Annotated in this window: 9 protein-coding genes; 6 read left to right on the top strand and 3 right to left on the bottom strand. The window is 39.8% G+C overall.

The window, feature by feature from the left end:
• Positions 1-39 precede the first annotated feature (39 nt).
• Positions 40-1,113 (bottom strand): endonuclease/exonuclease/phosphatase family protein, encoded by a 1,074-nt coding sequence (locus FC84_RS02815; RefSeq protein ID WP_057755078.1) that lies wholly within the window; start codon positions 1,111-1,113, stop codon positions 40-42.
• 354 nt (positions 1,114-1,467) lie between these two features.
• Between FC84_RS02815 and pyrR the strand changes: the two genes are divergently transcribed.
• The 4 genes from pyrR (at position 1,468) to FC84_RS02795 (ending at position 7,784) form a co-directional block, all read left to right on the top strand.
• On the top strand, positions 1,468-1,980 hold the full coding sequence (gene pyrR / locus FC84_RS02810) for a bifunctional pyr operon transcriptional regulator/uracil phosphoribosyltransferase PyrR (RefSeq protein WP_057755075.1): 513 nt from the start codon (positions 1,468-1,470) through the stop codon (positions 1,978-1,980).
• 27 nt (positions 1,981-2,007) lie between these two features.
• Complete coding sequence (locus FC84_RS02805; protein WP_057755073.1) at positions 2,008-3,288, top strand: solute carrier family 23 protein; 1,281 nt, start codon at positions 2,008-2,010, stop codon at positions 3,286-3,288.
• Between the two features lie 210 nt (positions 3,289-3,498).
• The gene (locus FC84_RS02800) at positions 3,499-4,581 is read left to right on the top strand and encodes a carbamoyl phosphate synthase small subunit (RefSeq protein WP_057755069.1); all 1,083 of its coding nucleotides are present in this window, start codon (positions 3,499-3,501) and stop codon (positions 4,579-4,581) included.
• The gene (locus tag FC84_RS02795; RefSeq protein ID WP_057755066.1) at positions 4,581-7,784 is read left to right on the top strand and encodes a carbamoyl phosphate synthase large subunit; all 3,204 of its coding nucleotides are present in this window, start codon (positions 4,581-4,583) and stop codon (positions 7,782-7,784) included. Before FC84_RS02800 ends, FC84_RS02795 begins: the two co-directional genes overlap by 1 nt.
• A 79-nt stretch (positions 7,785-7,863) precedes the next feature.
• Here FC84_RS02795 and FC84_RS02790 read toward each other — a convergent pair whose 3' ends face one another.
• Entirely contained in the window at positions 7,864-9,585 is a 1,722-nt protein-coding gene (locus tag FC84_RS02790; protein WP_057755063.1) for an Rqc2 family fibronectin-binding protein, read from the bottom strand.
• A 326-nt stretch (positions 9,586-9,911) separates the two neighbouring features.
• On the opposite strand from FC84_RS02790, the gene FC84_RS02785 reads away from it, so the two are divergent.
• Positions 9,912-10,775 carry a DegV family protein gene (locus FC84_RS02785; RefSeq protein WP_057755060.1) on the top strand — a complete coding sequence of 288 codons (864 nt, stop codon included), beginning with the start codon at positions 9,912-9,914 and terminating at the stop codon, positions 10,773-10,775.
• A 608-nt stretch (positions 10,776-11,383) separates the two neighbouring features.
• Complete coding sequence (locus tag FC84_RS02780; RefSeq protein WP_057755057.1) at positions 11,384-13,066, top strand: oleate hydratase; 1,683 nt, start codon at positions 11,384-11,386, stop codon at positions 13,064-13,066.
• 67 nt (positions 13,067-13,133) lie between these two features.
• Here FC84_RS02780 and FC84_RS02775 read toward each other — a convergent pair whose 3' ends face one another.
• A complete protein-coding gene (locus FC84_RS02775; protein ID WP_057755053.1) occupies positions 13,134-13,781 on the bottom strand; it encodes an NAD(P)H-binding protein in 648 nt (215 codons plus the stop codon).
• Positions 13,782-14,103 lie beyond the last annotated feature (322 nt).

The following is a 14,103-nucleotide window of genomic DNA, read 5'->3' as shown; positions in this document are numbered from 1 at the left end:
AAATCCAGTTACGGATCATGATCAAGGTTTTTCTATTACTTATTTTTGTAGTTTAAATTTTAAAACAGCGGGATTGTGATCTGAATATTGAAACTGCGTATCAGTAATGTGGAGTGATTTTGCTTGAACATTCGGCGAAAGAATAAAACCATCGACCAACGTCACAAAAGTTTTTCCCTTAGTATAAGGTTGGTCCATGCCACGCACCGAAGGAATAGCCGCTTGAGTTAAACCTTGCGTTGGCACCTTGAAGCCTTTGGGTAAGTCTGTAAAAGGAAACAAGTGTGTCCAAGTTAGGTTGGGCTGTGATGTTTTAAAAACTGTCGCACTGTCATTAATCAGGCGATGATTATAATCACCACCAATAATGACATAATCGCCATTTTGATAAGCAGTCTGAGCATAGTTAAATAATTTTTTAAATTGCGCCTTTTGAATACTTTGATCTTTCGTGAAGGCTGACAGATGAACATTGATTAATTGCAAAGTCCGACCATTGGCCACTGCGACCTTCGTAGCCGTAAAAGCACGATCAAGATCAGTTAGTTTGGTAAGGTCAGTAGCAATCGGTAAGGTATAGCGTTGAGCACTGATGACTTTTTGGCGGCTCAAAGTCACAAGTCCCGATTTAGCCGCACCAATAGGATCAGTCACAGGATAGAATAAGTAGGGGGTATCGTAATTTTGCCCGTAAACACGCGCATGTGTTTTAGCAAGGGCAGTCGTAAGCATTGCAACTTCATCAACATTACGCGACCGTTGCCCCCATCGATCTACTTCTTGAAAAAAGGCAAAATCTGGTTGATTAGCCTGGGTGGTTTTAATGACACCTTCAAGATTACCTTTAACTGCTGCAACACTGCGCGCTTTAGATTCAGTACCACCATCCATAAAGAAACTGTCTTTAGGCGTATAAGCACCATAGCCGATATTATAAGTTTGTACAGTATAAGTCTGATTAGTTTTAACTTTTGTCGTTTGATTGGCCACTGGTTGTAAACTCATTTTAGCAGGTAGCCGATAATAAGCCGTTAACACATAAATCAAATAACCACCAACTACCAGTAAAAAGAGACCTAAAAATCCCAGCAACCATTTCAACCATCGTTTCATTTAAAAACTCCCTTTGCCCAAATCTTAATACCTAATGGTGGTAATCTTATAATAATCACAAATTGATGTCAAAAGGCCAAGCAGCAACTGGCACAGCAAGCTTTAACAAGTAATATCAGCAATAATGATAAGCCTATTGTTATCAAAATGATTTATTGTCTTTAATTTACTTGACTTTAAAAAAGGAGACCTTTACAATTAATCCAATTGATCCTTTAATTTAGTCCCGTGAGGCTGAGAAGGAATTCGACTTTAATACAACCAGTCTAATTCTAAACTTTTACACACGCCTCATGACTAATTATTGGTCATGGGGCTTTTTTAGTTGGTCATCACTAAAAGGAGGCAGTGATAATGGCAAAGGTTATTATGGATCAAACCGGGATTCAACGGGCACTAACCCGAATCACTTACGAAATCATCGAACAAAACCGTGGTTTAACTAATCTGATCATTGTGGGGATTCGTACGCGGGGTGCGTATTTAGCTACCAGAATTGGGCAGCGGATTGAGCAACTAGAAGGAACTAAAATTCCCGTTGTTTTTCTTGACGTGACTGATTATCGGGATGATCGCCCAGCAAGTCGCACTAAGACGACCCAGCTTGATGATAAAATCAATGGGAAAAATATTGTTTTAGTGGATGACGTTCTTTATACCGGTCGGACTATTCGCGCAGCTTTAGATGCGATTATGGATAGTGGGCGTCCACAGAAGATTTCGTTAGCTGTCTTAATCGATCGCGGTCACCGTGAACTACCTATCCGCCCAGATTTTGTCGGTAAAAATATTCCAACGGCTCATGACGAAACTATCAATGTGCAAATGACTGAAGTCGATCAAGTTGACCAAGTTATTTTAAATTAAGCAAATTAAATTATAGGGGGAAGTACCATGTCCGCACAAAATCAACACCACGAGGAAATTGTCTTAGATATTGAAGACAAACCCAAATTTAGCCATTGGATTGCATTGTCTATCCAACATTTATTCGCGATGTTTGGCTCAACCGTCTTAGTACCCATCTTAGTTGGTTTAGATCCTGGCATTGCCTTATTTAGTTCTGGCGTAGGGACGCTATTACACATCTTAATTACGAAACGTAAAATTCCTGCTTACATGGGTTCTAGTTTTGCTTTTATTATTCCCATGCAAGCTTTAATGAAGACCGTTGGCTATCCTGGCATCTCCCAAGGTATTATCGCCGTTGGTTTAGTTTATGTCTTAGTTGCAACGATTATTGCCAAGATCGGTTCTGATTGGATTGATAAAGCCTTACCGCCAATTGTGGTAGGTCCAATTGTGATGGCAATCGGCTTATCCTTAGCAACGTCAGCTGCTAATAATGCCACCTTAGATGCAAGTGGTCATTATAATGGCAAAATCTTATTAGTAGCCTTATTAACTTTGTTTATCACCATTATTTTTAATATGTATTTAAAAGGGTTCTGGGGCGAAATTGCCATTCTGCTAGGAATCATTGTGGGTTATATTTTAGCTCTGGCTTTCGGCTTAGTTGACTTAACGCCAGTTGAACAAGCCCACTGGTTTAAAGTACCGAACTTTGAATTGCCATTTGTTAATTACAAACCGAAATTCTACTGGGGTTCAATTGCAATGATGGCTCCAATCGCCTTTGTCACCATGACCGAACATATGGGACACTTAATGGTCTTGAACGGTTTAACTGGGCGTAACTTCTTCAAAGATCCTGGCTTGAGCAAAACTTTAACTGGCGATGGGACAGCTTCAATTTTTGCCGGTTTAGTTGGTGGTCCGGCCATTACCAGCTATGGCGAAAACATCGGCGTCATGGCCATTAATCGAATTTATAGTGTCTGGGTTATTATTGGTGCCGCAACATTTGCGATCTTATTTAGTTTTGTTGGTAAACTAAGTGCTTTGATTCAAAGTATTCCTGGTGCCGTACTTGGTGGCATTAGCTTCTTATTATTTGGTGTCATCGCTGCCAGCGGTTTAAGAATTCTGATTGAAGAACATATCGACTTCAACAAACGCCGCAACTTAATGATTGCTTCTAGCATCCTGATCATTGGCGTGGGGAACGTTACTTTACAACTTGGCAGTTATCAAATTACTGGTGTCGCTTTAGCAACAGTCATTGGTATTTTGTTAAATCTTATCTTGCCACAAGAAGCCGCAAGTGAGAAATAGCTCAGTGGCAACATGCTAATTAAACCTTAATAATTCAATAGGGTTAGTCTAACAAGCGACGAAGAGAGACAAATAAGTTATAATAAAGTTAGTGTAAAACGCGACAATCTTTAAAGATTGTCCGTTTTTCTGTGTCCAGCACTATTTTAAGTCGTTAAGGACACGCTACTATTTTCAATCATAACTGCTCATATAGGGGAGTTTAACAAGATGAAAAGATATTTAATTTTAGAAGATGGCACCGTCTTTCCCGGCGATGCTTTTGGCGCAACTACTAACACAACTGGCGTCTTAACGATTTATACCGGAGCTACTGGTTATCAAGAAGCCATTACAAATTATGCTTTTACTGGCCAGATTCTAGCTTTTGCATATCCTCAACAGGGCGCTACTGGGATTAATCGCGATGATTACGAAGCCATTGGTTCTGCTATTAAAGCCGTGGTTATTGGTGAAAATTATGATCTAAAAACCAATTGGCATGCCCAAATGACGTTGAATGAATTTTTAATTGAACAGCGGATTCCTGGTCTAATGAATGTCGATACGCGCCGGCTATACCGCCATATTGCCAAATTCGGCAATATGAAAGCGAGTATTATGGACACTCATGATGAACACGCCCATGATCAGATCAAGGCGTTAGTCGTGGCTAACAACCAAGTCAACCAAGTCTCAACGAAACAACCATATCCTAGTCCTAACATTGGTAAAAATGTGGTTGTGATTGATTTAGGCTTAAAAAACACCTTGCTGCGCGAACTTTCTAAACGACAATGTAATGTCACAGTGGTGCCATACGACACACCTAGTTCAGTCATTAATACGCTAGCACCTGATGGCATTTTAATTAGTAATGGTCCGGGCAAGCCAGAAGCCTTAGCCAAGACAATTGATACTGTTAAAGCAATTCAAAACCGGTACCCAATTTTTGCGATTGGTCTGGGATTTGCTGTTGTGGCTTTAGCAAACAAAGTGGCCGTTAAAACGCGACCGTTTGCCCGCCATCGCATTAACTTAGCCGTTCAAGAGAAAATTACTCAAGACACTAATATCGTGTCACAAAACAGTGTCTTTTATTTAAGTGATGAGGAGCCATTAGGTGACCTTTTGGGAACTTATGTGGCGGTTAATACTAATGATGTGCTAGGTTTTCGTCATCGTTACTTGCCAATTTACGCGATCAATTTTGATCCCGAAGCCGCTCCTGGTCCTAAAGACGGTTTGCATTTCTTTGACGACTTTCTTGAATTAATGGAAGCCAATATTGCCCGGAGAAAGAGGGAATTCTAATGGTTAAACGCACCGATATTAACAAAATTTTAGTCATTGGCTCTGGTCCCTTTGTTGTCGGCCAAGATAGTGAGTTTGATTACCTTGGTACCCAAACAGTTAAAACTTTGACGGATGCCGGTTATCAAGTCGTTTTAGTTAATTCTAATCCTGCTACTAGCATGACTAATAGTTATCCTAATTTACGAATTTATTTAGAGCCATTAACTGAGAAGTTTCTTTCCGAAATTGTCCGTAAAGAATTACCAGACGCAATTCTAGCCAACGCTGGCGGGCAAACGACTGTTAACTTATTGGCGAACTTGCAACAAAATGGGGTCTTAAAACGCCTGCAAATTAAAATCATCGGTCCCAATTTACGAACCTTTCAGCAAGCAACCAGCAATAAAGAATTCCACCAATTATTGAAGCAGGCTAATTTACCAACTAATCCCACTTTAATGTTGACGCCTGATGATGACGTCATTAGTCAGTCAGCATCCTTAGGCTGGCCTCTAATGATTCGGCCAATTAATTCAATTGGCGGAACTGGCGGTGGTATTGCCGAAAATCAAAATGATTTAGTCGAAATTTTTGAGCGTGCACTGGCAATCTCACCAATCCACCGCGTAACCGTAACCCATAGTCTAGCTGGCATGAAAGAATTAGAGTTTGAAGTGCTGCGCGACCAAAGCGATCAAGTTGTAGCGCTATTTAATTGCGAACAACTAAATCCAGTGGGGATTCATTCTGGTGACTCAATTGCTTTTGCCCCAATTCAAACCTTAACGGATAGTGAAGTGCAAACTTTACGCAATGCGGCGATTACCATTACCCGCCAATTAAACGTTGTTGGCAGTTGTAATATTCAGTTTGCCGTTGATCCTAAAACTGGTCAATTTTGGGTTTTAAAGGCCACACCACGCCTTGGCAGAACCAGTGCTTTTGCTGCTAAAGCTTTAGGTTATCCCATCGCCAAAGTTGCTGCGCTGCTTGCGATTGGCTATCGGCTTGATGAGATTGAACATCCTTTTGAAGCAGGTGCCACAGCTTTAGTTGAACCAGCTTTTGATTATTTAGCAGCGAAGTTGCCGCGTTGGCCGTTCGATCGAATCTCCGGTGCTGACCGCAAGTTGGGTGCCGAAATGAAGTCAACTGGTGAAGTATTGATGTTAGAACGTAGCGTTGAAGCCGCACTTTTAAAAGGGATTCGCGCTTTAGATATGCGCATTGATCACCTTTATCAAGCTAAAATCGCCGCATTAAGTGATGAGGAACTAACAGCTGGTTTGATTTATCCAACCGATGAAGAAATCTTCTATCTTGCTGAAGCATTGCGCCGAGGTTATACCGTTGAAGATCTGAGCCACTTATCAAAAATTGACGCCTTTTTCATTGAAAAAATCAATCATATCATTCAACTGGAGCGCCAGTTAGTCGATAAGAAAGCCGACCTAACGGTGTTAGCTGCAGCTAAACGCTATGGTTTCTCTGATCGGAAGATTAGCGAGTTGTGGCAAATAACACCGGCACAATTATTAGCATTGCGACAAGAAGCCCATATCGAAGAAGGCTTTCAAGAAGTTAACGCTATCGCTAGCAATCCTTTAGTTCATTCCCAACGTTATTTCCCAACTTATGGTACCGAGAATGAAGTTGATCCCGCCACCACTGGTGAAAAAGTCATGATTATTGGGTCTGGCCCTACTAAAGTCGGGCAGGGTAGTGAGGTTGACTATGTTACCGTTCAAGGCCTGCTAACCATGCGCAAATTAGGCTTTGAAACAATTCTGCTTAATAACAATCCTGATGCTTTTTCAACCAGTGTGGGAGTCGCTGATCGCATTTATAATGCACCAGTTAATCTAGAAGCCGCTTTAAACATTGCTGCAGTCGAACAGCCGCATTATATCATCACCCAGTTAGGTGGGAAATCTGCCAGCAAATTAACTAAAGGTTTAGCCGCAGCTGGTTTTACAGTACTTGGCGCTTCTGCTGAAGCGCTAAATCAAGTTCATCAACCAGCCAAACTACAAGCATTATTACAGCAATTGGATTTAATGGGGCCCACCGTAACTGAATTAAAAGCACCGACAGACTTTGCCCAATATTTAGCAACACCCAGTCAAATACCATTTCCGATTTTAATTCATCCTAATCCAGCGCATATTTTTTCACCCACAGAAGTCTTAAATGATGAACAAGATTTACAACGTTATGCGGCGCATTTCCAAAATGATGTCCATAATTTCCCCTTCACGGTTCGGGAATTCTTAAGTGGTGATAAATATGAAGTTGATGGAATCTATGATGGTCAACAAATGCTTATCACCGGCGTACTGGAGCATTTAGAGCATTCTAGTTTGCACTCTGGAGACGCCATGACCATTACACCGGCACAAAATTTAACTGATACCATGCTGCAAAGAATGCAACAGGTCTTCATTAAGGTGGGCCAAACGTTAAAAACAACCGGTTTTATGAATATTCGCTTCCTAGTCAGACAAGAGCAACTTTATATCTTGGCCATTGACTTAAAAGGCAGTCGCAATTTAGCCTTTTTAGACAAAACCGTGCCTGAAAAGATTATTGCCATTGGCGTGCGTGTACTAATGGGCACCAAGCTATCAGAATTAGGCTTTACCCCAGAACAAACATTAATTCCGCAGGGCGTTCATGTCAAAATGCCGGTTTTCTCATTTACCAAGTTAAATAAACGGGAAAAATTAACCGAAAACCAAATGAAAACAACCGGCGAAGCCATTGGTACTGATTTAACTTTTGAAAAAGCCCTCTATAAGGCTCTAGAAGCTTCCAGACAGCCATTGCCTGGGTTTGGTCGAATCTTGTTCTCAATTGCTTCTCACGATATGTCCGTCGGCTTAGCGATGGCCCAACGCTTCAAGCGATTGGGCTATCAAATTGTTGCTACGGCCAAAACCGCCGCTGCTTTCCAAAAGGCTGGTCTAGTAACTGACCTAGTTCACGAAATTGGCGGCAGTCAACCTAATATCGACACAGAAATTAGCACTGGCAAAATTCAGATGGTTATTAATACGGCCGAATGGCGCGGACCGGTCAGTGTCTTAGGTGCGATTTTACGTGAAGTTGCCGTCATGCATCATGTTCCTTTGATTACCACGATGGACGAAGTAGAAGCTATTTTGACAGTATTAGAGTCACGCGCTTTTGCAATTGAACCATTAGTCGACAAAGAAGACTAATGGTCATCGAGCGCTTAATATATTGAACTCAAAAAAAGGAGCTGATCCTAAATAAATAAGATCAGTTCCTTTTAATTTGCTATTTTTTCTGCCGCATTTGTTCAACTAATTGGCGTTCTGGCGTAACATATATGGTCTTTTGACCAGTAAAGATCACAAAACCAGGTTTTGCCCCATTGGGTTTATGAATTTGTTTAACTTTAACATAGTCAACTGGAACCTGACTTGATTCACGCGCTTTAGAGAAATAAGCAGCTAACTTAGCTGCTTCTAGAATAGTTTCATCACTAGGCTCGGCAGATTGAATGATCACATGCGAACCAGGAATATTCTTAGTGTGCAGCCACAAATCTGTTTTACGCGCCTTTTTCAAGGTTAGTTGGTCATTTTGTAGATTGTTTTTACCAACAAGAATTGAAGTACCATCGCTAGCGTAGAATTGTTCCGCAGGATTAATTTTAATGCGCTGCTTCTTTTTCTTCTTATCAGCGCGAATAATACCTTGTTGTTCCAATTCAACACGAATATCTTCAATATCCTTAGGCTCACCAACTTCAACTTGTGCTAAAACACCTGTTAAATAATCTAATTCAGCTTGTGTTTCTTCCAACTGCGTTTTAACATAGATCAACGCATTTTTATCTTTTTGATAACGGGTAAAGTATTTCTGAGCGTTTTTAGCAGGCGTAAGCGCAGGGGAGAGTGAAATCGTTAGTGGCTGATTATCGTCATAAAAGTTGGGTAAGGTCACTTTAGTTGCATGCTCCGGAACCTCTCGCAAATAAGTCATCAGGATTTCGCCCTTAATCCGCACTTCATCGGCATTTTGGGCACTCTTAAATGTTTGCTGTAATTTCTTTAACTTCTTCTGATTACGTTTGATGACCGTGTTTAACCGTTGTAATAAATTACTTGCTAATTGATGTTTACGATCAGACTCGGCCTTTTGACCAAAGAAGCGATCTAACATCCCGCTTAAGGTTGTGAAATCATCATTAACAGTTCCGGTAAAAGTTTGGTAAGGGATCGCAGCAAACTGTAATTTTTGATTTTGCTCACCAATTGTTGGCTGAACTTGTCCAAAAGACTGCCAAAAGTCTGTGACGATTGTCGTCATCTCTTCAACAGAACGGGCTGTTTTCGTGCGTTCAGCTAATTCAAAAGCAGTATCTGTGCCTAAACCTTGGAAGAAGGTTTGCCAAACACGCACTGGTTTGTTTTTCAAATCATGAAGTTGTAGCCAAACTTGATTCCAATCATCAACCGTTATTTCACTAGCAAAAGGATTGAAGCCACTAGCCAATTCAGGTTGAAGATACTGCGCCCCAGGCATTAATAATCGGTAACGATTTTGGTCAGGGGAAACATGTTTAATCAATTCAATGACACGATTGGTTGCCTTTTCGATTAAGAAAATATTACTATGACGTCCCATCATTTCCACAATTAATAATAAATCTTCTTGATCGCCCAATTCATCGCGTGAACGCAAAGAAATCTTTAAAATACGATCATTTTCGATCTGTTCGACAGCTTCAACACTGGCGTTTTCTAAATACTTGCGCAATGTCATTACGAAATTAGGCGCAGTTTTAGGATTAGCGTAAGGAATCTTGGTGATTTGTGCGCGGGCCAAACTAGGATTGGCCGAGAGTAGCAGGGGATAATTATGCCGCTGACTGCGAATGGTTACAATAATTTCTAGGGGATAAGGTTGTTGAATTTTTACAACTTTACCACCAACAAAAGTAGTCGCCAGTTCAGCTGTCATGGCATGGAGAAACGTTCCATCAAATGACATAATAAATTCCTTTCCAAGTAATTATTTTAATAAATACTGATTTTACGGTTGACCTATTTTACTGTATAATCATCATATTCAAGCAAATTCAAGCAAAATTTTACTTCGATACCATCATGCTTTATTGATTAAGATAATTAAGCGTGTGATGCTTGTTCTTTTAAGCAAGACCAGACTTAATCCATTTTAGCATAAAGTTATGCTAGTACCCAATAACACCAACTATCAAGTATCAAGATCGTTTTTTGACGATAACGAACATCATGATAATCTTAAACCAAGTTAAATGATGATGCGTACCATTGCTTTAAGGGGGATCACTCAAGTTGAAAATTGCAATTGTTACCGATAGTTCCGCTTATTTGTCAGCTCAAGAAGCAGAACAATATAATATTAAAGTTGTACCAATTCCAGTGATTATTGATAATCAAGTTTATGAAGAAGGCGTTGACTTACAGACCGCTGAATTCTATGAAAAATTACGTAATTCAAAGACTTTTCCAAGCACTTCACAGCCAGTTCTCGGTGACATGTTAAAGTTGTATGAAGATCTTGGTAATGAAGGTTATGACACTGTTTTATCCATCCATTTAGCCAGTACCATTTCTGGCTTTTATAATACACTCGTCACAGCCGCGCCAGAAATCAAGAGCGTTAAAGTTGTACCCTACGATTCTGGTATTACGGTACGCTTAATGGGTTACTTAGCAATCAAAGCAGCGCTAATGGCTCAAGCAGGTGCTGATTTAACAGATATCATCGCGACATTAGATGATTTGAAAAAGACCATCAATGAAGTATTTATCGTCAATGATTTACAAAATCTTGTCCGTGGTGGGCGCTTATCTAATTCCGCCGCTTTTATCGGGTCAATGTTAAAGATTAAACCGTTATTAACTTTTGATGAGCAATCAAACAAAATTGTCGCTTTTGAAAAAGTCCGTTCCATTAAAAAAGCTTATAAACGTGCTGAAGAAATCTTCACAGAGGCTTACGAAAAGTCCGATGTACCTTTAAGATTACTAATTATTCATGGTAACGATTTACCGGCTGCTGAAGCTTGGCAAACAGAATTACAAGCCAAGTTTCCCGATTTAGCAACTGAAATCACTTATTTTGGCCCGGTTATCGGCACCCATTTAGGTGAAAAAGCTATTGCATTGGGTTGGATGGCTGATATTTTTGCCTAATCTTAATTCATAAAACGAACACTAAGAAACTGATCTATCGTGAAAGAGAATAAGTATGATGATGCGGCCTTCTTTGCCGCTTACCGGCAATTTCCTCGTTCAGTTGAGCATCCTGTTTTTACAGCAGTAGGACGGCAAAAATTGGCCTTATGATGCAGATGGTAAGCCTAAGTGTTGGCTAGTCGATCATTATTTTCAGGAAGGTCAGCGTAATGCTGTTTTTCTCGACCAACATATTACCAAATATCATCGCACACTAACCACTTACTTGAATACGTTGTTGCAGACCGGTTTTACGATAACTAATCTGGCTGAACCAACGCCACCTCAAGATCTTTTGGCAAGTGTACCCGGTATGCAAGATGAGCTCCGACGGCCGATGATGTTATTAGTTACAGCGCAAAAAATTAATTAAATCACGTTGGTACGACACTATTAACTTAGTGTCGTATTTTTTTACACCAAAAGTGCTTTGAACATTGGTTTTTCTAGTAGAGGATTTATAATCAAGGTGTACAAAGGTAGGTCGTACGAATATGTCTTGCAAATTAATTTTAGACATAAACCAGTTAACTCAATGCGACATAATTTGATAAGGAGTGATCTCAATGTCACGTAAAGCTTATATGATCGGTACAGGTGTCGGTAACTTAGCAGCTGCTATTTATTTAATTCGTGATGGTCATTGGCAAGGCCAACAAATCACGATGTTTGGTTTAGAAACACATGGTGCTAATGATGGTGCTGCTGTTAGTGATTATGAACATGAATATGGCAATCAACCTTTAGGCAATAATAAAGGCTTTTTAGCTAAGGGTGGCCGCATGCTTAACGAAGAGACTTATGAAAATCTATGGGATGTCTTGCGTTCAGTGCCATCTGAGGATCATCCCGGCTGGAGTGTAACTGACGAGATTTTAAATTTTGACCACGCCCATCCCACTCATGACGTGGCACGTTTAATGGATAAAACCGAGGGCATTCGTAATCACGGCGGCAAGAACGATTATCGCCACATGCAATTCAACAATCATGATCGGGCGCGTTTAACCGAATTAATGATGATGCCCGAAAGTAAAGAAGAACAACTAAATGATATTAGTATTGAGGAATGGTTTAAGAACACACCTCATATCTTTAGCACAAATTTCTGGTACATGTGGGAAACAACTTTTGCCTTTAAACGCCAAAGCTCAGCTATGGAATTAAGACGCTACATGAATCGAATGATTCTAGAGTTCAGTCGGATTAATACACTAGCAGGGGTCACTAGAACCCCTTACAACCAATATGAGAGTGTCATTTTACCAATGCGTCATTTTCTCGAAAAGCAAGGTGTTACTTTCAAGAATAATATTAAGATAACAGAACTTTTATTTGCTGATTCACCACTACGCGATAAAATCACCGTTACTGGTCTGAAATATGAAGTAGTTAATACCAAAGAACCAAAATCCGGCACCATTAAAGTTGATCCAGATGATTTAGTCTTTGACACTAACGGTTCAATCACCGACAGTAGTTCAATTGGTGATATGGATACACCAATTAAAGAAAATATGGAATATGCACCATCAGCTATGCTTTGGAAGAAAGCGACAGAACATTTCTATCAATTAGGTCATCCTGATAAATTCTTCAACGATCGGGAACAGTCTGAATGGTCAAGTTTCACCGTAACCACGAAGAATCACTATTTGCTTGATCAAATTAGTCGGATTACTACCCAACAACCAGGTCACGCTTTAAACACCTTTATTGATAGTAATGAATTATTATCAATCGTTGTCCATCATCAGCCACATTTCCATGCCCAAAAGGAAAACGAGACAATTTTCTGGGGCTACAGTTTATATCCACGGCAAACAGGGGACTATGTTGACAAGCCATTCATCGAAATGACTGGCCGTGAAATGTTAGAAGAATTAATTGGTCAGTTGGCTGCAATCGATCACAGTTCAGATAACATTCGCAACCATGTTGATGAAATTATGGACAGCGTTATTAATGTCATTCCGGTTTACATGCCATATGCCAGTGCGTTATTTAATCAACGCGCTAAGGGTGATCGCCCAGCGGTTGTTCCTGAAGGTTCAACTAACTTGGCTTTCATCAGTCAATTTGCAGAAATGCCATTTGATATGGTCTTCACCGAACAATATTCCTTTAGAGCCGCACAAATTGCCGTTTATCATTTCTTAGGTATTCCCGATAAACATTTAACTAAACTTCATCACTACGAAAAGAGTCCAAAAGTCATGGCCCGTGCAACAAAGACCATGTTTAGATAAACAAAAAGAAGCTAACAACACCTATGAAATAGGGTAGTTAGCTTCTTTTTTATATATTGAATTTTAATTAAAAGGCTTCATCAATTGGTTCATCACCATTAACAAAAGTATAAATCTCACCAATCGTTTGTGAATTATCGAGAACGGCAGCAATTACTGCAGCCACATCAGCACGCGTAACCGTTAAATCACCTGTAGTTGCCCCGCTTAAGTCGATTTCACCAGTGGGTTCATCATTTGTTAGCGTACCAGGACGTAAGATGGTATATTGCAAATTCGTTCGTAGCTGTAACCATTGATCTGCATAATATTTAGCTACATAGTAACCACGAATTGATGAATTAGCCCAGAATTCACGGTCGCCGGTACCAAACGCACTAACCATAATAAATCTTTTAACTGCCGCTTGTTGAGCAGCTTCCATAGTCTTAACTGCACCATCGAGATCAATATTCAAAGTGCCACTTTGACCGCCATGGCCACCAGAACCAGCTGTAAAAACAATAGCATCAGGTTTAATATCAGCAACAGTCTTTGTCATATCAGCAACTGAACCCAATAAATCATAAGTAACGGGAATACCACCAAGTGTTTTAATTTCATCATTTTGGGCGGTGTCACGAATACTACCATAAACTTGATTACCTTGATCAGCCAATAATTTCGTTGTCAGTTGACCAACATGTCCATGAGCACCAATAATTAAAATTTTCATCTGTTAAACCTCCAAGATTTATTTTTCATAACTAAGCGTACCGATGTTTGGATCAAAACGCACGTAAAATGATTTATTTTTTGTTTTATCACTAGTAAACATCGAAATAGAATTATGAGCACAAATAGGTCATCATTTTAATAAGGGGAGCTGCTTAAATACAAAAGTTATATTCTAGTTAACATAATATATATTATTGGAAGAATTGATTTAAAATTAAAATACCGCTCTTTTTAATTGCTCATAGATATTACCCGCTTAGTTTTGCTAACAACAAATTTAAGTAACTTGATTATTAATCTTTCTAATAAAAAAGACCAAC

It is taken from the genome of Lapidilactobacillus dextrinicus DSM 20335 (assembly GCF_001436095.1).
Lineage (GTDB): Bacteria > Bacillota > Bacilli > Lactobacillales > Lactobacillaceae > Lapidilactobacillus > Lapidilactobacillus dextrinicus.
The sequence above is the reverse complement of the archived record's forward strand: the minus strand, read 5'-3'. Positions and strand labels throughout refer to the sequence as shown.